The sequence below is a fragment of the Pseudobdellovibrionaceae bacterium genome, from assembly GCA_023954155.1.
In the GTDB taxonomy this organism is placed as follows: Bacteria; Bdellovibrionota; Bdellovibrionia; order Bdellovibrionales; family UBA1609; genus JAMLIO01.
Genome location: JAMLIO010000005.1, coordinates 185444 through 205724 on the forward strand (window position 1 = coordinate 185444; position 20281 = coordinate 205724).

The following is a 20281-nucleotide window of genomic DNA, read 5'->3' on the forward strand; positions in this document are numbered from 1 at the left end:
AAAAATTTTTAGTATATGCGATTGGTGTAGTTTTCTTTGGGACAATAATGATTGTGTATATGGAATGCAAAAGTCCCAAGCCCATACTTATAGCCCCAGAAGATACAAAAAGTATTTCTGCAGAATAACTAAAGATATTTACTATCTCACAATGAAGCAGATTAACCTAATATGATTAGAGGAGGTCAGGAGTACCAGTTTGTCAAAGACCACTTAGGTAGTGTAAAATTAGTAGTAAGGGTCAGTGATGGGAACATCATACAGGCCTTAGAGTATGATGAGTTTGGAAGAGTGTTAAGCGATACGAATTCAGGCTTTCAGCCCTTTGGATTTGCAGGTGGAGTTTACGATGCTCAAACAGGCTTAACAAAGTTTGGAGTGAGAGATTACGATGCTGAGGTGGGTAGATGGCTTACAAAGGACCCGATTTTATTCCATGGAGGAGACGTTAATCTTTATGGGTATGTGCTGATGGATCCTGTGAATTCAATTGATCCTCTTGGAATGGGACCAATTGGTTTTGGTGCATGTGCAGCAATAGCTGCTATTTCAGGCTTTAGTTTGTTAAAAGATACCGCTAATCTTAAAAAACAGTTGGATGCTAATAGAAAAGAAGCAGCTACCTGTGATGGGTTGAGTGAAAGAAAGCTTGAGTTAGATCAAGAGTATTTGAGATTAAATCATCAATATGCAAAAGATCAGGGTTTTAACCAAGCATTAGGTACAGCAGTCGGTGTTGCTTGTATAGGGCTGATTGCTTCGCCATGGTAAGAAGGGGCCAAGGATGTCATCTATATTTCTAACATTAAAAGTTGTTTATATTATTTGGCTGTTAATTACTATTTTTGGTTTTTTGTATTTAACGAGAGGTTTTAGCTTAAATGAGAGATATAATTCATTACGTAATAAACCTCAAAAAAGCTTAGTTGATAAGTATGGATTGCGGAAAGTTAAAGACATTAGAAATTTTATGTATTTTATGTTTTTTTTTAATGGTTCTTCTTATGATTTTCTTTCAATCCATAATGGATTTTTTCAGTTAGGAGTGGATAGGGTTAGTTAAGAAGACTTAAGATTATAGAAGTTATAATAATAAAGTGAGCCAGATGGTTGGCTGTCGAAAAGACTTAATTCTATTCCATGGAGGAGATGCTAATCTTTATGGGTATGTGATAAATGACCCTGTAAATACCGTTGATCCTGAGGGTACGCAACCTCCTCCTAGGTTTGGTAGAAATCGAGGTGAAACGGCGCATCTTATTGGAGAATTTATACGTCCTTTTTTATATAAAACATGCCAGGAGGACGCTACTTTATGTCCGCGCAATAAAGAAGCAATGCAAAGAGCAGCTTGTGAGGAAGGAAATCCCAATATGAACCCGAAACCAGTGCCGCCATTTTATAGCAGATAAAGTTTAGAATATTAGGAGGAGTTGACCTTCCCCCAATTTTCATCCAGTCAGAAGGAATAAAATTTCTTACTCAGGATTTTTTAAATAAAGATTCATTATCCCGATTCAAACACAATCATACTGGCGTTGCTGTTTGGAAGGTCTTTAGAAGAGATATTTCTCTAACAAGAGGCCTCCAGTAAGCGTGACGCGTTTTGCCCGCAGGGCAAATACTGGAAGAGCCCATGGATGGGCGTGCCTCTTGTTAGAGAAATGTCTCTTCTAAAGATCTTCCAAATAGAAACTGCCTACTCAGAGAGGGAGTACCAGTTTGTCAAAAGATCACTTAGGTAGTGCAAGGATCAGGGCGCAAAAATGTCGTTTTGGTCTTTTGCGGGCATTTTCTGTCTTAGAAGGGGCCGAATTAAGGCGTAAAAACCTCATATATTTCAGTTATTTATGATCTTATAAATGGGACTAGGGGCTGGTTTAATTATTGCTTTCATATCCTATTGAAATTAGGAGGACTGCAATGTCTCAACTAAAATATATGTTAAACGTTTTGCTTTTAAGTGCTGTGGTCACGGGTTTAGCGGCTTGTGATAATGATGGGGCTTTTAAAGCTGCGGATCTATCTATTAAAGAAGTGCCACAAAGTAAACCTGTTTTAACCGAAGAGCAAATTAAAGCTCTTTATGAGTTAAATCAAAAGCAAGCCCAAGAACTTAAACAAGAGATCGCTTTAAAAAATGAAGCCCTAGCCCAACTTGAAAGTAAGCTAAATTCTGCCACATCAGAACTCAATGCTTTAAGCCAAAAGATGGTGGAATTGCTGGCTTCTGATAAAGACGCAGGCACTAAGTCTGAAGAGATGGTCAACTTGAAAGCTCAAATTGATGCTTTACAAGCCCAAATCGAAAGTGACCGTGCTCAATATGTTGAGGCCTTAGGTAAGGTCAACCGTAATGAAGAGACTTTGATTGCGGAATTGGTTAAAGTTCGTCAAGAGATCAACAAGCTTAAAGAAAAGCAAGGTGGAATCACTGATGAAGAGATTCTAAATATCGAAAAGAATTTAACAGAGCAAATTGCAGGTCTAACAGCTCAGTTAGAAGAAAAACGTAAAGCCCTAGAAACTCAAATCACTGAACTTGAGCAAAAGGGTGAAACCTTAAAAGCTGAAGTGGCTCGCCTTGAAGCTGCAGCCGCTGCGGCACAAACAGAAGAAGAGAAAGCTAAACTTGAAGCCGAACTTTTAGCTGCTAAAGAAAAAGAAGTAAAAACTCAAACTGAACTTAACGAAGCTGTTGAAGAGTACAATGGAACTAATGGAAATATCGTAACTCTAAAATGTGAAAAACCAGAAGATTGTGACAACGTAGATGTGACTGTGGATGGTGTGGGAAATACGATCAATGTGGAAATTGCAGGAGACACACCTGTAGAAACTGCAACGCCAGTTGAAACTACAGATGTAGCTCAGCCCGTAGAAACCACAGAAACTCTTGAACCTGTACCAACTACTGAAGTGGCTGAAGAGGTTAAAACTACAGAAACGATCGTAGGCACAGATGTGACAGAGTCTGAGACACCACCAACAGCAAATCCAGTGCTTTCAGAAATCGAAGCTCGAAGAGCAGAAAAGATTGCAAAAAAAGAAGCAGAGATTGCTGATGCTGACATAAGTAAAAAAGTCTTATTGGCTGAAATTCAAGATCTTAAGAATCAACTTGTAGCCTTACAAAAACAAAATACAGACATCGACAACGCGATCTTTGATGGCATTTTCCGCAAAGACAGTGTGTCTTCAGATCAAGAGCGAGTACAGATCGAAGCTGAAATTAAAGCTAAAAGAGAAGAAAAGAAAAAAGTTTTGGATGAGATTGCTCGTGTGAATGCTACAATTGCTAACATTCAAGAAGGCGATCTTAAACAAGTAGAAGATCACATCAAAGAACTTAAAAGACAAAGAATTGATCTTATGAGAAGATAATTTTAAATAAGATTATTTTAAAAATCTCATACAACGCCCTGGTTTTAAAAGCAGGGCGTTTTTGTATTTGGGGATCTTTACAAGAAGTTCTAAGGCCTCTGATCTTGAAATATTGTGTCGGACTTGCAAGTAATCTAGAGCTTGCTCAGAGGTCAAATTCCACTCACGGCTATTTAAGATGTTGGAAGGCACAATAAAGGATTCGGCGACTCGAAGATTTAGGTCTAGGGAGTGTGTATTTGAAGCTGTAATAGGTCGGTTAAAGTGGTCTGTAGTGGTGGTGGTCACACGATGACTTAAACGGGGGGCTTTGATTTGCGGCAGAATCTTACCCTGTTTACGGTAATAAGATCGTGTGGCACGATTTGGAGCGATAAGTTCATAATCAATATTACTAATGCGTAAAGAGATCTTATCCCCCATAACGATAAAGTTAGTGGGTGATCTTAAGTCAATGCTTAAGCCCGTTTCTATCAGCATTCTTTCGGCTAAGTCTTGCAAACGTACCACTTCTTTCCAAAGTTCTTTAGAATCGTATTGCGCATAAAGGTGAGAGTTCGTGAGGGCCTCTTTTAAAGAGCGACCGTACTCGTAATCTCTGTGCAGAGCTTGAAGATCAGAACTTATCATCCAAACAGGAGAAGTTAAAGGATCGTAGGTGCGCCAGAGGATTTGACCAATGATCTCTCTTTGGATTTTTGCAGGATCGTTTGAGGATCTAAAGGCATAAGACTCGCGCACATCAGAAGGCACAGATTGGAGCAACAGATTCCAAAAAGGATCATTGAGGATTCCAAATAAAGAGACTTTTGTCACTTTAAGATCAGTTTTGAAAATTAAAGCCTCATCGGAAGCATTAAGTACAGTGGTGAGGCCGTTGCGCAGATACACATAAAACTGCTCGGGGGTAAGCACGCGAACGTTATTGAGTTCTTCTACTACTTGCTGCAATTGATTTTTATTGAAGTACTGTGTGAGATACTGAGGCAGTTCCATGGAACGAGTCGAGATCACATCGTAAGTGGACAACAAAGTCGTCTTTGGAGTTTCAGCGGCGTGTAGACTTAAAGACTGAACAATGATCCAACTTCCTAAAATAAACCCTTTTAAATATCCCATAGTTTCTTTTAGAAAAACTTTGCGGAAGGATCAAAGAAAAAGTACAGCGTAAAATAAAAAGCCACACTCCTGTGTGGCTTTTTGTAAGACTTACATCTTTTGATATTATAAAGTGCAGTAAGCAGGTTATCTTTAATGCTGTTGCTATCACAAGCTTAAGTATATTTTGTCCTCATTGTAAGGACATAAACCCTTATTAAGCTTTTCTGATAGAGTAGTATTCAGTAAGCAGACCAGATTGGAATGCAAACGGAATGTGCTCAATACCAGGAACGTTGATCACTTTACCGATCTCTTGGTTGTCCTTGGTCTCTTTAGTTAAGTAATCAGGAACTTCCATTCGTGGGTTGTCTTTAGCTCTTAAGTAGCATTGGTGCTCATAGTTTTTAAGGCTGATGACATCACCTACTTTAAGAACTGCAGAACCGATGTCTACTTTTTTGCCGTTCACTTGAACATGGCCGTGGTTGATCATTTGGCGAGCCGCGCGGATGCTAGGGGCTAAGCCAAGTCTAAACACTACGTTGTCTAAACGACGCTCTAAAAGACCAGCTAATGAATTCACCCAGTTTGAGGATGTTCCAGTCTTAGAGTCACGGATAAAGCGACGTAATTGCTTTTCGCGTAGACAATAGTTGTTTAGGATCTTTTGTTTTTCTTCTAACTGTAAAGCGTAGTTGGAATATTTCTTACGCTTAGAGCCGTGTTCGCCTGGAGGATAAGGTTTGCGGTCTAATGCACCAGCCTTACCTAAACCAGGAAGCTCAACGCCAAGTCTTCTTTGAGCCTTGAAGCGAGGCTTTACTCTTGTTTTTGTTGCCATGTTTTACTTTCTCCTTGTTTAATCCCAAGATGGGTTAAATTCCAAAGAGGCAAAAATACCTGAATTTGGAGATAAAACCAACTCTAAACCCTTGAGATTTAACGCTCTTTGTAACGGGATCAGGGCTTAAAATCAATAGAAAAACACAAGATTCTTATTTCTGAGAAGGGGGCTTAAGGTTAAATTTCATAGTTTGCCCCGCTCCAGGCAGTCGAAATTGGCTTTCGGGGACTTGGTGGATAATGATGGCCTTATTGAAATCAATCAAGGGGTCCCAATAGCTTTCGTCACTGAGCTGAAAGGTCCCAAAGTGCATGGCCACAGAATACCGAGAGGCTAAGTCAATGTGAGCTAAGACCGCATCGTCAGGGTCCATGTGAATGTCTTTAAGTACATCCCGAGGCAGGTAAGCACCGATGGGTAAAAAGCTTAAGTCCATGGGGCCAAAGGTGTCAGAGATCTTTTTAAAATGCTCGGAATAGGCCGTATCTCCCGCAAAATACAGTTGGGCTCCACTGGGAAGCTTTACAAGAAACGACCCCCAAAGGCTTGAGTTTTCACTCACTAAACTTCGCCCCGAATTGTGCTTGGCAGGCAGAAAATGAACCGTGTGACCTTTTTGCGAGAGGCTCTGCCACCAGTCCATCTCCTGAACATTTTTAAGTCCTGATTTTCTTAACCAGCCCTTATCACCAAGAGGAACATAGATCTGAGGTTTATGCTTTTTGGCAATCTTTTTAAGGCTGGGTAGGTCCAAATGGTCGTAATGATTGTGTGAGATCAAAATCATATCTATGCGGGGTAATTTTTTAAGAGGGATTCCAGGCGGGTGCACTCTCTTAGGACCAATCCATTTAAAGGGGCTCACTCGTGTCGCAAACACAGGGTCAGTGAGAATATTAAGTTCCTGAGTTTGAATTAAAAAGGTGGCGTGATTGATAAAGGTGACCACCACTTCCCCTTTTTTGATGTTTTTAGCAAGTTGAGGTTCATGCAGATTGGGCACTTTTTGTGGCCATTTGTTTTTAAACTCATAGCTTTGCCATCTTAAAAAATCCCAAAAAGCAGAGTAGCTGATCTTGCCCTCTTCATTGACAAAGGAACGACCGTTGAACTGTTTAGAAAAGATGTACTCTTGATTGGTCACGGGTTTGGGAATCACCATGCCCACAAAGGCCAATATCCCCAAAAAGGGGATCAAGATCAGTCCTCTTAGGGCAAAACGCCGAATAAAAATTATAGTTTTTTTGCGTTTACTCATGACACCTAAGTTTTACCAGCAGTTCCCTAGTTTATAAAGCGAATTGTCATTTTATGATTGATCCTTCACTCCTTCTTCATTATTTTGTCGCCATGTCAAATTTCACAGTGTCTGAAAGACAACAACAGATCGTGTCCGAGTTTAAAGAATTTAAGACTTGGGAAGAGAAGTACAAGTACATCATTCGTCTAGGTAAAGAGCTTCCAGAAATGCCTGAGTCAGAAAAGCGCGAGGACCTTAAGGTCAAAGGCTGTCAGTCACAAGTGTGGCTCAAAGCAGATTTAAATGATCAGATGCAAGTGGTCTTTCGGGCCGACAGTGATGCCTTAATTGTAAAAGGCCTGATCGCTTTACTGCTTAGAGTGTTTTCTGAGCAGACCCCAGAAAGCATTTTGCAAAGCGATGTGAAGTTCATTGAGGACATTGGCCTGGCTTCTCATCTTTCGGCCAGCCGCACCAATGGTTTGCAGAGTATGATCAAACAGATCAAGTATTATGCGCAAGCCTATGATTATCTTGTGAAAACGGCAAAGGGACAGTAAAATCAAAGTGTAAACATAAATTAAAAGAAAGGACTGGGCGCATGGGAAAGCAGTGGAAAGCTGGTATGAAAGCTGAAAACGCTTCTAAAAAAGGGGCGATGCTGATCAAGTATGTCAAAGAGATTCAGGTGGCTTCAAAACTTGGCGGTCCTGATCCTGTGAACAATATGCGTTTACGTTTAGCAGTAGAAGCGGCCAAAGCCGTATCTTGTCCCAAAGACACCATTGAGCGTGCCATCAAAAGAGGTGCAGGACTTCTAGACGATGGCAAAGACATCGAAGAACTCACTTATGAAGGATATGGCCCGCATCAGGTCGGGGTGATTGTAGAATGTCAAACTGACAACCGTGCGCGTACCGCTCCTGATATTCGTCTGATTTTTGGTAAAGCAGGCGGCAATATGGGAGAAACAGGAAGTGTGGCTTGGATGTTTGATCGTGTGTGTTTGATCGAAGCCGTTAAAAGTGGAGAGTTTGACCCCGAAGAGGAAGCCATTGAAGCAGGTGCTGATGATGTGGAAAGAGACGAAGAGGACACCAGCAAATTCAGTTTTTATGGTGCTCCCGATGCCTTAGGCGAGATCAGAGATCAACTGATTGCCAGAGGTTGGGACATCAAAGTGGCAGAACTGGCATACCGTCCAAAAAACAAAACAGACCTCAATGAAGAGCAAGAAGCTGAAGTGGTGGCCTTTTTAGAAAAGCTCGATGCGAACGAAGACAGCTACCGCATTTACGCCACCATTTAAAACTTCAATCCGCGTTCTATGTCATTATTTATGTAGAACAGATTTCTCTAGTAATAGCTACACGCGATTCTACTATGGTTGCCACTAGAGTCGCATTTGGCATGGCCAAATGTGGGCCAAGTGTTTAAAAGACGTAGTGGTTATTTTGTGGGTGTTTGGTTTGGTAACCATCACCGAAGTTCCATGACACGTTTAAGTCCACTTCAGGGCGGTTAGCACTACGTTGGTTATTGTTGTCGTAAATGTTGATGTAAATCTCCCAACAGTCCCCTGGGGGTAAGATGGTGGTTCTAAGGGCCCAACCCTGCATTTGCTTTTCAAAAGTAGAGTATAAAAAGTTCCCCGACAGGTGCAGATGTGTGAACTCCCACCCTAGGCCCGCGCCCACAAGCTCTTGATGAGAGGTTTCGTTGTTGTTTCTATCCACGATGTAAGCATTTTTATACAGACCTTCGATAAAGTGTCCAGGTTTGTAAATAAATTTATTTCTTGTAGAGATATTGGTCTTAGAAAGTTTGTGAAAGTGAGAGGCCATAGTAAAGGTCTCAAAGTGCTTGGATTTAATTTTAAGCAGAGCATTTAAGTTAGACCATGGGTCAGGATTTGGAGCATTGGCGTGTAAAAAGTCATAGCTCTGAGAGATATCTAAATAAATAGGCTGATCATAATAGGTGACACCTGAATCTTTATTTTTTCTTAAAAAAGACTGCAATAAAGAAAACTCAATCACACTGGTGTCATAAATACGGTCTTGATAATCGAACTGTATACCATGTTCAAACTCAAAAAAATCGGCTTCTGTAATGGGCTGAAAGCGTCGGTGGTACGGCATACCGCGTGTGGATTTAAAGAAGACGTGATCGGTTTGGGTTAAAATTTCCCCACGGATAAATCGCACCTGTGGCTCAAGTAAATGTTTCCAGTTTTCTGATAAAACTTTAGAAAGTTGAGATTTAAGCCTAAGTTCCCCTTCCAGATAACCCATTTGAGCCACATGTGTATAAGGGGCATTGGGATCCACAATAGTGGTGTAAGGAGCAAAGTTATAAACGGCCTGATGATATTTAAGATCAGGTTCAAAGCGCAAAAGATTGCCAAGATTTACCGAAGTGGTCAGCTCGGGTCGAAGAATCAATCTCTCACCAGAGCGAATGATGTCTTTGCGGGGATCAAATTGTCCAATGGGGGCTGTGGTGTTGATCACCTTTGGTGGATCAGGCAGAGGTGTTCCTGTAAGAGTCACTTCATCATAAGAGGTCTCTCGTCTAGAGAATTTGGTGTATTCTGTATTTAAACGGTAAGAGAATTTATTTTTTAAAAATGGAGTGTTTAAAATCGAGTATTTGATCGTCGGGGTTTTATGAACAGCATCTAAATTTTTAGAGTTCATATCTTCAGTTAAAAGATTGATGTTATAAATGATCTCTGTTGCAAAATGCTGATTGTTGTTGTTTCTAACCAGTGAAACTTGGTTCACGAGTGCGGATTCTTTATGCCCTGGAAGTTCGGTGGGAAAGTCTGAAAGATATAAGAGATCTTCAGTAAGTTTGATATTTGATTTTTGAACAAACCCCCCAGGCAGGTTCAGTTTGTTTTTGTAATCCACAAACCAACGATGCTGGGTACGATAGCGTTGAGTGTTTGTGGTGTAGTTATAATCTAAAAATAAGGGGTCACGCATATATCCTGTAGTCAGCTCAAGCTGGCTTTCTGGACTGAACATGTGACGGTAGTTCACGATCCCTTTAACGTTCACTCCAGAACGAAAGTAAAGTTTAGGAGTAAAGGTTAAATCCTTATTGTCTTCAATGGCCCAAAAATAACCCACTTCTATGCTGGGCTGTTTACGGGAAAAGGACATGTGGGGTTTGGGTTGAATAAGTCCTGATTTTCTGCGTGTGTTCACAGGTAAAATGATTCTGGGCAACCACAGCATGGATTGATTGGCGACTTGCAAATATCCATTTTTGATGTCGACAAACTTTTTAACATTGGTTTTTAAACTTGAAGCTTTAAAGCGCCAAGATGGGGGACAGGTCAAACAGGTGGTAAAAGTGGCGTTACTAGCCTCAAAAAGATCATCCCCCATTTTGCTGATCTCATCGGCTTCAAAAAGCATTTGCCCAGACACCAAGCGGGCTTTTTTAAAGCTGCCTTTTTTGCTGTCAAAAAACACTTCGACTTCTTCGGCCACAATTTGGGTCTGCACACTCTCAATGCGAATGTCACCTGAGGCTATAAATCTATTTTCTTTTTTAAAGATTTCAGCTTGTCTGGCAAATAACTGGTAACCATCAAACATGATCACCACATTTCCTTTTAAAATGGCAGATTCACGATCCATATCTGCTTGAATGACATCGGCTTGATAAATGATATCTTGGGCTTTGCTTTTAGAGCGTCCTAAGCTTGTTGTTTGTGGGACCTCGGCAAAAGCCAGAGGAGAGATAAATAAAACAGCAAGAAGCAGCAGAGCCCAGCAGTGAGGGCTTAAACCTAGAGGAGTATGCGATGTTCGTCTAGTTCCCAAAAACACAAGGCTCCCATTTAAAAAAACTACGTTATATCAAAAACTTACTGCAATATATTACCAAACCACAAACCAGAGGATCAGTAAAAAGTAAAACGGCTTCGGGCCAGATTTTAACAAGACGCATTGTTTTGCACAGACAGAAGCCCTAAAATGAGGGTGGAGAAGTTGTGGGGTAAAATCATGAAAGCGCTGATGGAATGGCATGAGGACATCGTTATTGTTTCAATTTCAGGCCTATTGGACTTCGAAAAGGTCTACGAATTTCGCAAGAAAAGCTTAAGACACTTTATGCAAAACAAAGTGATCTTTTCTCTAAAAGAACTGAGCTTTGTGGGCTCTACGGGATTAAGTTCTTTTGCTGAAACTTTAAACAAAATAGCTCTGGAAAACCCCAACGGTCTAGGTGTGTGTGATGTGAGCTTTGAGTATGAGAAGCTTTTAGACCCTTTTGTGAACGAAAAACTTAAAATTTTTAAAACCTTAGATGTAGCTAAAAATCACTACGCCCTTAAATCTATGGATTTTGGTTAAGGTCCTGATCCTGCTGCTGCTGTTCTTTGGCTCTCACAATGCTGGAAGCCACTGGGGGTTGAGGCTCTTCTGTGAAGTAAAGATTTTGCATCCCTTTTAAGACCGCATCGATAGTAGCATTGGTGTTCTCAGTAGAGTTTTCTTGATTTTTTAGACTCTCAATCACTTTAAATAATTCGTCGATCTTATTGTTTTTACTAGTGATTGCCAGTTCGTGGGATTTTAATTTTTGAGCCAACTCTAAACGTAAAGATTCATAATCGGTGACTTGATTTTCTAGATGGTTCATTTGCATGCGAAGCTCTTTAATTTGGGCTTGCAGACCTGTATTTTCCGTTTTGACTTGGTCGCTCTCTTTTTCAAAGCGATTGGCTTTTTTAAGAGCCTGTAAGAAACGGGATTTAAGCTGTCGATGCTCTTCGCGAATCTCTTGGCGGCTGTCTTTTAAGGTGCTGAGACTTTTACTGTGCATCACTTGGTTCATTTTTAAGCGTGCAGTTAGGTTTTGGTTCACTCGTCCCAACTGGGCAATCTTATCCATTTGCTTTTCACATAAAAGTTTAAGGCGTTTGAACTGAGGTTTGAACTCTGTTTGGGTTTTGTGGCGATACTTTTCTAAAGAGTTCATGTGAAGTTCTAAATTGCTGATCTTGAGTTCATACTCACTGATGATCTTGTTGGTGGCTTCGGCATGGGCGTCCGCCATCTCTTGGCTTTGCGTGGTTTTAAATTTTCTTAGTTCTTCAATCTGAGATTCTGCGTAAGCCAGCTTGGTTTTTAGTTCTTCAATCTGTTTGTCTTTATGCTTAAGTTGAAAGCCCTGTCTCTCAAAGTCGGCATCCATCAATCTTTCTTTTTCAACAGAGATCAAAACTTCATCGCGTAGGCCGTCAGAAGAGGCGCGTTCGGTGTTTAATCTTTGTTTTAAGTCTTCGACATGTTTTTCTAAGTGACTGATTCGACGAAGACTCACAGTCAAACGTGCCATAAGGTCTTCGTTATGCTTAAGCACAGCCTTAAAGCTTGCGGAGTGATGCAGACTTCCTTCGTGGGCGGCAGCCCCTCCAGCACTTGAGGGGCGATGGTTTGACCACTCTGGTGGTGTTGGGAGTTGATCTTGTGTCATGGAAACCATTTTTACAACGTGATCATCTTTTGCTGCCATATCTATGAAGCCCCTCTCTGTCTTATTAAATTCTCAGGTGTAGCCGCTTTATTTGTCAACACCTATAGTGCTGCTGTACACGGCCTTTAATACTTCTAGCTGCTGTCCCCCTCGTAAAAGTTTACCATTGACAAATATTGTGGGAGTGCCTGTGAGTTTAAGCTCTTGGGCAAGAAGACTGTTTTGCACAACGGCTTTATGGGTCTCCTCGGCTTCCAAACACGCCTTGAATCCTTCCATGTTTTTAAGACCTACAGTTTGGCCCATTTCGTTAAATCGCTCTTTGATCTCTTCAATAGAATTAGGAAATTGCCCTTGTCTTTGAAAGATCCAGTCGTGAGCCTCCCAGCCTTTATCCTCAGCATTAGCACAGTACACGGCTTTAGCCATCAAACAGCTGGGACCTGTGACTTGAGAGTCTAAAGAGTTGCAAGTTCTATCTAAAGGGAAGGCAAAGAACTTCAGAGAGGCATCATAGTTACGTAAAAATAATTTAAAAACAGCAGACGCATTTTTACAGTGATGACAGAAGAAGTCGGCAAACTCTACGATTTCAAATTTAGCTTTCGCCGCAGGCCAAGCAATCAGAGGCTTGGCATCTTTTAAAAGGGGCTGTTCGGGACGAAGTTGCCAATCCTCGACCAAAGCCTTAACTTGGGGCGCAAAATTTTTAGCATTAAATCTGACCAAACGATTTTGGTGCCCCATCACAGCAATCAGTGGGCAAAGTAAAACAATCACAAAAATGGAATAGGCTGGAGATTTAAAGTTAAAAATCTCTTTGATATTTCCCAACATCTGCGCAGGCTTTTCGTAGGTCCAAAGCACCAAAAGTTGCAAAAAGGCCAGCACGTGAAGGATCAGACAGAAAGGACACAGAGTGCTCATGAATAGGAAAGAGATCGCAAGCATCACCACAGAGCCCAAGGCACTGATTGCGCTCAGCAGTTGCAAACTGCCTAACCATTTTTTGGGTTGATCCGCCATCATCAGACCAATAAGCAGAATAAAGAGCACAAGGTTTAAGCTAAACCCCCACAAGGCCACTGGAATATTTAAGAAGGAAGAATAGTCACTTGCGGTTACGGCATCGCAATTTAAGTAATTGCTGATGTTACATGCAGACTCCCCAGTGATCCCTTGATATTTGAGCTGGTAGTAATTGTTAGCTAAATAAGCATGAAGACAGATCGACAGCGCAAAGAAGAAAGCAAGTAGATAATTTTTTTTGTTCATTTCAGGTCCTTGTTGATTTGAATGCATTTAAATCTATAATTTATATTATGCAGACTTTGTGGCTCCAGACAAGACGTCATTTTTATGAGATTTTAAAGAAACAAGTAGATTTGATTCTGGGCCCCCCCACTTTAGAGCTTGCCAAGTACGAATCCAAATACCAAGAGCTCTTTAGCCAAGTGTGGGAAGTCAGTGACAATGAAGAGATATTTCGTCGTATAGAGCATGCTCATTTGATTTTAGGAGGGGATTTTCATCCTTTTTCTCAATCCCAGCGCACGCATTTAAGATTATTGCGTGAGATTAAAAAACGAAGTCCTAAAAATATTATTTTGGCCTTAGAAGTGTTTGAAGAGAAGGACCAAAAACTCTTGCAGCGTTTTTTGGAGGGTAAGATTGAGGTCACAGACTTTTGGGATCAGTGTGATTGGTCCTCACGTTGGCCAGGTATTCCCACAAATGGGTATGAGCGGCTCTTATTGTGGGCGCGCAAGCTCCAAGTTCCCGTGGTGGGGATTAACTCTATGGACATTTCGTCTCTGAAAGAACGGGATGCCTTTTCGGGACACAAGATTGAAACTCTCAGTAAAGAAAATCCTGAAGCTTTGATCTATGTGGTTTATGGAGAGTTTCATCTTGCGGATGCTCATTTGCCTCGACACATTCCATCTTATGAACCCAAGCGTGACGTGCGTATTTTATTAAACTCTGAAGATTTGTATTTCGAGTTGGCGGAACATGCCGTAGAGGATCGTTTTGATGTTCTTAAGCTTGAAGACCGTTTTTGTATTTTAAGCTCCCCCCCGTGGGTGAAGTGGCAGAGTTATCTTTTAAGTCTGCAAGAGTTAGACGATGAGTTCATTGATGACTGCGAAGAGTGGGATGTGGACTTAACAGAATACATCGCGCAATTGCTGTCTCTTTTAGTGGCTGATTTTGAACTGCCTGATATGAACTCCACACTGTCGGTGTACTCTTCAAGCGAAATGGATCTAGAGCACATGTATCAACAGAATCTAGGTAAAGAGGACCTAAAGCGTTTAGAGTATGTGATCGCGACAGAAAAAAATCTGGTCTTACCCACTCAAGGCGTGCAGTACTTAGGCCGAACCACGGTGAATCAAGCGGCCAGTCTTGCTGGAGAAATTCTACATGCCCAGCTTTCAGGACGTCACAAGATCATTTGGGAGGATTCTCTGTCTTTTGAAGCCAAAGTGTGGATAGAGGCGGTGTCGTTCTTTTTAAGTCTGACCATCAATCCTAAACGACAGGCCATCAGTGAAAAGGACCTACAAGCCCAGTTAGAGGCGCAAGGGGAGAAGGAGTACGCCATTGAAGTCTTGCAATATGCCCTAGATTTTAGATTGTCGGTGGTTAAAAAAGCGCAAAGAGGTGAGGTGCGAACGCCTGTCAGCAAACCCACAGATTGGCATATTGAGATGGAAGCCAGCGTTATTCTTGGAGAAATGATGGGCCAGAGACTTTATGAGGCTTATAGGTTAGGTTTGGTCAGACGTGAGCAACTGGTGCATTACTTTTCTCTTCCTATAGATTCGCTTAAATTTATGGCAATGTTTGACTTTTTAAATGCTAAATTAGAAAACAAAGAGAACCTCAATTGAGAAGAAAACTATGGATACATTAAAAGGCTTTGGTAAGGGTAAAGATGCAGATCGCGACATTGACTGGGTAGCACTTGTGCAAGACCCAGAGGGGGGATGGATTCCTAAAGGACCTTACTCCACGACTGAGGTGTGCGCGTTGATGAAACAGGGAGCTCTTAAGCCGACAGATTACTGTTGGAGGCAAGGGTGGAAAGACTGGCGTCGCATTTATGAAGAATCTAGTTTTTACCATTCTAGAAAACCTCCCATTGATATTAAAACTGTGAAAAAAGAAACCATAGAGTTCATTGAAGAAAAACCTGTGAAGTACAGAGCCGAGATTGCGGAGACTTTAAAACCTCAGACGGCTGCCCCTCCCACGCGCAAAAAAAACAAAGATCAAATGCTTGAGCCCTGGGAAAGTGTAAGGGGTTTGGATTTCATAGAAGATCCCAAGGACGCGCTATTAGGTGACAGCGCTCCTCCTGCGGAGCTAGCTCCAGACAGCCTCAAGCGCACTCGAGTTTCAGTGGAAGAAGACATAGAAGTCCAGCCACAAACCTCTTTGCTTCAACGTCGGTCCACGTATGTGCTCTTGGGTTTGGCACTGTCCTTAGCTTTAATTTTAGATTTTAAATATAACGGTCTAATCAAACAATGGATGTTAGGTCCTGAAATGAATCTTAAGGTCAGCTACATCACCGTGCAAGATTACAGTTTGGAAACGCCAAGACATCTGATGGTCAGAACGGACTTAAAAGTAAAAGAAAAACTTGTGGTACGTTTACTAGATATGGATGAAAAACCAATCTTCACCATTAAGGGGGGAGCGGGACTGATCATTCCTTCAAAAGGTTCTGGCAGTATGCGTATACCTCTTTATCCCTATGATTTAAAACCAGGTTCTTACAAAGTATGGGCCCAGGCTGAGGGGGCCGAAGTGGTAAAGGCGTTTGTCATTCCTGATCCTAATGCCCCTACTGCCGAGATGCCTGAAGAGGACACATCTGTACTGGCTCCACCGTCAAAATCTTCTGGACTTGGGATGAATAAGTCCTCTATGTTCTTTGCTCATCATCAACTGGTATTTTCTGAGGCACAATAAAGAATGAACAATAAAATTAAGAAGCAACTGGCCCACGACATCTTTACTGTATTTGCGAACACCCCCTTAGATTTTGAAAAGATTCAAAAACTTTTAGAAAAGCCCAAAGATCCTAGCATGGGGCAGCTGTCTTTGCCTGTATTTCTGCTCGCCAAAGAACTTAAAAAAGCTCCACCTGCGATTGCGACTGAGTATGCCTCAAAGATTTCTGATATAAAAATAAATTATTTGCAAAGCTGCGAATCTGTTTCTGGCTTTATCAATTTTAAATTCACCTCTGAATTTTTGATGTTAGAACTTCAAGGGCTCTTGGGCCAAGAAGCTATGGGATATGGTGATCAAGGACATGGGAAAAGACTGGTGATTGATTACTCTTCTCCTAATGTGGCTAAGCCTATGAACATTGGTCATCTGCGCGCTACTGTGATCGGACAAGCGATAAGAAATCTAGCCGCCAGTCAAGGCTTTGAGGTCATTGGCCTAAATCACTTAGGCGATTGGGGTGTGCAGTTTGGAAAGCTAGCATGGGCCTATCAGCAATGGAAAAGCGAATACGACTTTGAAAAAGCCCCGTTTAAATCTTTATTTGATATGTATGTGCGTTTTCATGACGAAGCCGAAAACAATCCCGAATATGATGAGCATGGAGCCGCCACGTTTAGAAAGTTAGAAGCAGGAGACCCAGAAGTTACAGATTTGTGGAAGATGTTTGTAGAGATCTCTTTAAAAGAATACCAACACCTTTGGGATCGCTTGGGAGTTAAGCATGATCTAGTCAGAGGAGAATCTTTTTACTCGGATCAACTTGAGGGAACAGTTCAAAAGATTAAAGATCAAGGTCTTCTTAAACTCAGTCAAGGGGCTTATGTGGTAGAAGTGGGTGAGGATGTTCCACCGTGTCTGATCACAAAAAGTGACGGGGCTTCTTTGTATGCCACTCGTGATTTGGCCAGTGCTATCTATCGCCATGATGTTTTAAAATGTGATGTGAATCTTTACGTGGTGGGTGTGGATCAGACTCTGCACTTTAACCAAGTGTTTAAAGTGTTAGAACTGATGGGGTATGAGTGGGCTAAGGACTGTCATCATATTTCATTTGGGATGTATAGATTTAAAAATATCGGCAAAATGTCCACCCGCAAAGGACGTGCTATCTTTTTAGAAGATGTCTTAAATAAATCTGTAGAGCTAGCAAAAGAGATCATCCAAGAAAAAAACCCTGACCTAAAAGCCAAAGACATTGTGGCAGAACAAGTTGGTGTGGGGGCGATCATTTTTAATGACCTGATCAATGATCGTGTGCGTGATGTGGATTTTGATTGGGATCGTATTCTGGATTTTGAAGGAGACAGTGGACCCTACATTCAATATTCCGCTGTGAGATGCAAGAGTGTTTTGCGTAAGTATAAATCGCAACATAATATTTCCGATACAGACTTTGAACAGCACATGAGCAAGTTTGATGTGAGTGAAGTGGAGCTTGAAACTGAAGAGCTCAACTTATGCAGTTTGCTCTTAGGTTACAGCCAAATTCTTACTGACTCCTATGACAAGTTTAAACCTAGTATTTTGGCCTCTTATGTCTTGGATGTCGCAAGAACTTATAATGGGTTTTATAATAAATTACGCATTCTCAATGCGGATCAGCCTTCAGATATCGAAAAACGCATCTATCTGACTTATAGTGCAAACAAAGTTCTTTCTGAAGGATTAAGGATGTTAAATATCCAAACTCCAGAAGAAATGTAGATCCTACCTAAGAAATACAACTTAAATATATTTACGTAAATTACACTTAGGCCTCTTATCTTGAATAAGAGGAACTCAGTTGTAATCATTTAAGGGTTCTATAAATACAGGATATAGACTGCAAAAAATGTTTTTATTAAAAAGCTAATTTTAGACAGAATACAGAACCTCCTGATTTTCTAAATTCAGAAGTGTCCACGGCCTTCACGTCATAATGACGATCTTTGAGTCTTGCAATGGTGCCTGAGTTCATCTGATCAATGATCACAGTGTTTTGATCGGGGCAAAATAAATTGCAAGCCAGCCCGTTCACAGCCTCTTCAAAAGGAATTTCGATTAAAGACGTGAAGTGCTTTTTAAGTTCCGTGATAGAAGCCTCGTCAAAAGCCTCTTTCACATAGGCACACTCATCAGGACGTAATAAGGCCAAACAAGTGTCTAAGTGATAAAAATGAGGACTGACGAGTTTTAAAGGCACTACAGGTTTTTCGGTGATGCGTTCTAACTCTTTAGCCACTTGCAAGTGAGTTCTAAATCCATAACCTAAAAACAATTGCGACTGATCGGAATTCCAAAGCGCATCCCCCATTCCTTCAAAGGGACCAATGGGAAGCTGTACGGTTTTGTGATTGTGAGACTCTGCCCAGCGTTTAAAAAATAAAACTTCTCCAGCACGCTCAGCTGTGGCCATGTGACTGAGAACAAATTGAGTTTCTACAGTTCCATTTTCTGTTCTTTTTCTAAATGGCAAAAGCTGGTTAGCAGTAAAGACCATATCGGGATGATCAGGCGAGGCAGGAACCTCAATAACACTGAGCCCCATATCCTTATAAAGATTTTTTAAGATATTCCACTGTTCAAGGGCATTTTTGGAATCCACTTGTTTTAATTGACCAGATTCATCCGTCATAAAAGGGTTAATAGCGTAATCCACCTTAAAATGAGTGGGTGAAACCATAATTATAGTGTTGATGGAATGCAATTGAGAATCTCCAAGGGACGAAGCTATAGAGGACGTTTTGCTTTCTGCACTCATAATGTGCTCCTTTTAACGGGTTTGACACGCTAAACTTAGGTCTAGCATAATAATTAGGTATAAATCTTAAGAATAAAAACCAATTTATTCAATAAAAACTAAGGGGATTACCATGAGGGTTAGGGAAATTAAATTTAATTTAGCAGCACGGTTTAGTACTGTGGTCTTTACATTGATAGCTGCAATGGGAGTGGCCAGCGCACAAAGCGCACCTAGTCACATTCCATCAAAAGCGGACATTCAAAAGATGCAGTCGCACAACTTCGAGCAGCTACAAAAACAAAGCCTTCAAGGTTGGGATGTTCAACGTACTCACACGATTTACCCTTATGCCGAGTACAATGAAGCAGGATATTTGATCATGAGTGCCGATGAAGACTTTAACTCTTCACACATTAAAAAGGCCTTAATTGAAAACTTACCCGAAGGCATGACCGCCATCATTTATACAGATGCAGGTTCTGCGTCACAAGCCGAGTATGTATTTAACAAGTTTGCTCGTTACGCTAAATCAAAAGATCAAATTCGTATTGTGAGTATCCCTAATAGTTACAGAGGCTTTTGGGCTAGAGATGCCATTCCAGTTCCAGTATGGAAAAAACAACGTGCCATTCCTATGAACGATATGGATTTTGGTGTGGTCAACGCCAGATACTATCATCGTTTTGAACCCGATCAATTTTTTGCCGAAGCCTTTCAGGCGTCTATGACTTCCTTTAGCTATTACTATGAAGGCGGAAATTTTGTTCCTAATTCTAAGGGGGATTGTTTAGTAGTAAATAAAGTGGCCACACAAGATATTCCTGATGAGATCTTTTTAAATCACTATGGCTGTACGAATCTTGTGCGCTTAGCTCATTTAGTGGGTATTGGCCATGCCGATGAAGTGGTGAAGTTTGTTTCTGATGATCATGTTTTAACAGATCAACATGCTTATAAAAGAATTTTAGAGTCCAAGGGCTTTAAGGTCACCATGCTTCCTGAAGCTGCGGGTGAATATGAAACCTATGTGAACTCTTTGATCATCGGGGATAAAGTTTTTGTTCCAGTGTTTAATAGAGGATCAGATACGGAAGCGATCCGCACTTATGAAAGTTTAGGTTTTAAAGTGGTGGCTCTCAATAGCTCAACCTTATCTAATCAAGGCGCAGGCTCTATTCACTGTATTACTATGACTTATCCTAAGGATGTGACTTACGATAGAGTCATTGATGTGATGGCAGGACGGGACATCACACCTTCTGTCAACAGTAGCCCTACAGCACCAGAAACAGGAGACACTTTGTCAGACACACCACAGAACCAAGATGTGAGTCTTGAAGACACTGAAAGCCACCAAGGTGGCTCTTGGTGGGATTGGCTTCTTTCTTAAGCCCGAGGGAATGGGTCTTTGATTAAGCTTGAAGTGAATGAGCAACAACACATAGAGACACGTATTAAAGAA

The 20281-nt window shown here is 41.2% G+C and carries 17 protein-coding genes; 10 read left to right on the forward strand and 7 right to left on the reverse strand.

The features are described 5' to 3' along the window. The first annotated feature begins 171 nt into the window (after positions 1–171). From M9899_07770 to M9899_07780, 3 genes are all read left to right on the forward strand, one after another. The gene (locus M9899_07770) at positions 172–771 is read left to right on the forward strand and encodes an RHS repeat-associated core domain-containing protein (protein MCO5114056.1); all 600 of its coding nucleotides are present in this window, start codon (positions 172–174) and stop codon (positions 769–771) included. A 13-nt stretch (positions 772–784) separates the two neighbouring features. Further along, on the forward strand, positions 785–1063 hold the full coding sequence (locus tag M9899_07775; GenBank protein ID MCO5114057.1) for a hypothetical protein: 279 nt from the start codon (positions 785–787) through the stop codon (positions 1061–1063). A gap of 860 nt (positions 1064–1923) precedes the next feature. Then, entirely contained in the window at positions 1924–3384 is a 1461-nt protein-coding gene (locus M9899_07780; GenBank protein ID MCO5114058.1) for a hypothetical protein, read from the forward strand. A 12-nt stretch (positions 3385–3396) separates the two neighbouring features. Here the strand turns inward: M9899_07780 and M9899_07785 are convergent, their stop codons facing one another. The 3 genes from M9899_07785 to M9899_07795 form a co-directional block, all read right to left on the reverse strand. Beyond that, the gene (locus M9899_07785; GenBank protein ID MCO5114059.1) at positions 3397–4503 is read right to left on the reverse strand and encodes a hypothetical protein; all 1107 of its coding nucleotides are present in this window, start codon (positions 4501–4503) and stop codon (positions 3397–3399) included. Between the two features lie 196 nt (positions 4504–4699). Beyond that, entirely contained in the window at positions 4700–5326 is a 627-nt protein-coding gene (rpsD, locus tag M9899_07790; protein ID MCO5114060.1) for a 30S ribosomal protein S4, read from the reverse strand. 154 nt (positions 5327–5480) lie between these two features. Beyond that, on the reverse strand, positions 5481–6587 hold the full coding sequence (locus M9899_07795; protein MCO5114061.1) for an MBL fold metallo-hydrolase: 1107 nt from the start codon (positions 6585–6587) through the stop codon (positions 5481–5483). A gap of 92 nt (positions 6588–6679) precedes the next feature. Here M9899_07795 and M9899_07800 point away from each other — a divergent pair, with 92 nt between their 5' ends. Beyond that, positions 6680–7129 carry a SufE family protein gene (locus M9899_07800; GenBank protein ID MCO5114062.1) on the forward strand — a complete coding sequence of 150 codons (450 nt, stop codon included), beginning with the start codon at positions 6680–6682 and terminating at the stop codon, positions 7127–7129. A gap of 41 nt (positions 7130–7170) precedes the next feature. After that, positions 7171–7878 (forward strand): YebC/PmpR family DNA-binding transcriptional regulator, encoded by a 708-nt coding sequence (locus tag M9899_07805; protein MCO5114063.1) that lies wholly within the window; start codon positions 7171–7173, stop codon positions 7876–7878. 124 nt (positions 7879–8002) lie between these two features. On the opposite strand, the gene M9899_07810 is transcribed toward M9899_07805, so the two are convergent. Next, positions 8003–10414 (reverse strand): hypothetical protein, encoded by a 2412-nt coding sequence (locus M9899_07810; GenBank protein MCO5114064.1) that lies wholly within the window; start codon positions 10412–10414, stop codon positions 8003–8005. A 177-nt stretch (positions 10415–10591) separates the two neighbouring features. On the opposite strand from M9899_07810, the gene M9899_07815 reads away from it, so the two are divergent. After that, the gene (locus tag M9899_07815) at positions 10592–10942 is read left to right on the forward strand and encodes an STAS domain-containing protein (GenBank protein ID MCO5114065.1); all 351 of its coding nucleotides are present in this window, start codon (positions 10592–10594) and stop codon (positions 10940–10942) included. Here M9899_07815 and M9899_07820 read toward each other — a convergent pair. Both M9899_07820 and M9899_07825 read right to left on the reverse strand, forming a co-directional pair. After that, positions 10926–12107, reverse strand: a complete 1182-nt coding sequence (locus M9899_07820) for a hypothetical protein (GenBank protein ID MCO5114066.1) — start codon at positions 12105–12107, stop codon at positions 10926–10928. The two genes, M9899_07815 and M9899_07820, sit on opposite strands and share 17 nt — an antisense overlap. A 48-nt stretch (positions 12108–12155) precedes the next feature. Continuing rightward, complete coding sequence (locus M9899_07825) at positions 12156–13343, reverse strand: thioredoxin domain-containing protein (protein ID MCO5114067.1); 1188 nt, start codon at positions 13341–13343, stop codon at positions 12156–12158. Positions 13344–13453: 110 nt separating this feature from the next. Between M9899_07825 and M9899_07830 the strand changes: the two genes are divergently transcribed. From M9899_07830 to argS, 3 genes are read left to right on the forward strand one after another with little or no spacing between them, the layout of a single operon-like run. Next, positions 13454–14965: a ChaN family lipoprotein gene (locus M9899_07830; GenBank protein MCO5114068.1), complete on the forward strand. Its 1512-nt coding sequence runs from the start codon at positions 13454–13456 to the stop codon at positions 14963–14965. A 10-nt stretch (positions 14966–14975) separates the two neighbouring features. After that, entirely contained in the window at positions 14976–16052 is a 1077-nt protein-coding gene (locus M9899_07835; GenBank protein ID MCO5114069.1) for a DUF4339 domain-containing protein, read from the forward strand. A gap of 3 nt (positions 16053–16055) precedes the next feature. After that, positions 16056–17801: an arginine--tRNA ligase gene (gene argS / locus M9899_07840; protein ID MCO5114070.1), complete on the forward strand. Its 1746-nt coding sequence runs from the start codon at positions 16056–16058 to the stop codon at positions 17799–17801. 136 nt (positions 17802–17937) lie between these two features. Here argS and M9899_07845 read toward each other — a convergent pair whose 3' ends face one another. Further along, on the reverse strand, positions 17938–18837 hold the full coding sequence (locus tag M9899_07845) for an arginine deiminase-related protein (GenBank protein ID MCO5114071.1): 900 nt from the start codon (positions 18835–18837) through the stop codon (positions 17938–17940). Positions 18838–18949: 112 nt separating this feature from the next. On the opposite strand from M9899_07845, the gene M9899_07850 reads away from it, so the two are divergent. Beyond that, a complete protein-coding gene (locus tag M9899_07850; GenBank protein MCO5114072.1) occupies positions 18950–20209 on the forward strand; it encodes an agmatine deiminase family protein in 1260 nt (419 codons plus the stop codon). The last annotated feature ends 72 nt before the right edge of the window (positions 20210–20281 follow it).

Excerpts from the sequence above, each read along its gene's own strand:
- M9899_07770 (MCO5114056.1), top strand. The coding sequence starts at position 172 with ATGATTAGAGGAGGTCAGGAGTACCAGTTTGTCAAAGACCACTTAGGT.
- M9899_07775 (MCO5114057.1), top strand. The coding sequence starts at position 785 with ATGTCATCTATATTTCTAACATTAAAAGTTGTTTATATTATTTGGCTG.
- M9899_07780 (MCO5114058.1), top strand. The coding sequence starts at position 1,924 with ATGTCTCAACTAAAATATATGTTAAACGTTTTGCTTTTAAGTGCTGTG.
- M9899_07785 (MCO5114059.1), bottom strand. The coding sequence starts at position 4,503 with ATGGGATATTTAAAAGGGTTTATTTTAGGAAGTTGGATCATTGTTCAG.
- rpsD (MCO5114060.1), bottom strand. The coding sequence starts at position 5,326 with ATGGCAACAAAAACAAGAGTAAAGCCTCGCTTCAAGGCTCAAAGAAGA.
- M9899_07795 (MCO5114061.1), bottom strand. The coding sequence starts at position 6,587 with ATGAGTAAACGCAAAAAAACTATAATTTTTATTCGGCGTTTTGCCCTA.
- M9899_07800 (MCO5114062.1), top strand. The coding sequence starts at position 6,680 with ATGTCAAATTTCACAGTGTCTGAAAGACAACAACAGATCGTGTCCGAG.
- M9899_07805 (MCO5114063.1), top strand. The coding sequence starts at position 7,171 with ATGGGAAAGCAGTGGAAAGCTGGTATGAAAGCTGAAAACGCTTCTAAA.
- M9899_07815 (MCO5114065.1), top strand. The coding sequence starts at position 10,592 with ATGAAAGCGCTGATGGAATGGCATGAGGACATCGTTATTGTTTCAATT.
- M9899_07820 (MCO5114066.1), bottom strand. The coding sequence starts at position 12,107 with ATGGCAGCAAAAGATGATCACGTTGTAAAAATGGTTTCCATGACACAA.
- M9899_07825 (MCO5114067.1), bottom strand. The coding sequence starts at position 13,343 with ATGAACAAAAAAAATTATCTACTTGCTTTCTTCTTTGCGCTGTCGATC.
- M9899_07835 (MCO5114069.1), top strand. The coding sequence starts at position 14,976 with ATGGATACATTAAAAGGCTTTGGTAAGGGTAAAGATGCAGATCGCGAC.
- argS (MCO5114070.1), top strand. The coding sequence starts at position 16,056 with ATGAACAATAAAATTAAGAAGCAACTGGCCCACGACATCTTTACTGTA.
- M9899_07845 (MCO5114071.1), bottom strand. The coding sequence starts at position 18,837 with ATGAGTGCAGAAAGCAAAACGTCCTCTATAGCTTCGTCCCTTGGAGAT.
- M9899_07850 (MCO5114072.1), top strand. The coding sequence starts at position 18,950 with ATGAGGGTTAGGGAAATTAAATTTAATTTAGCAGCACGGTTTAGTACT.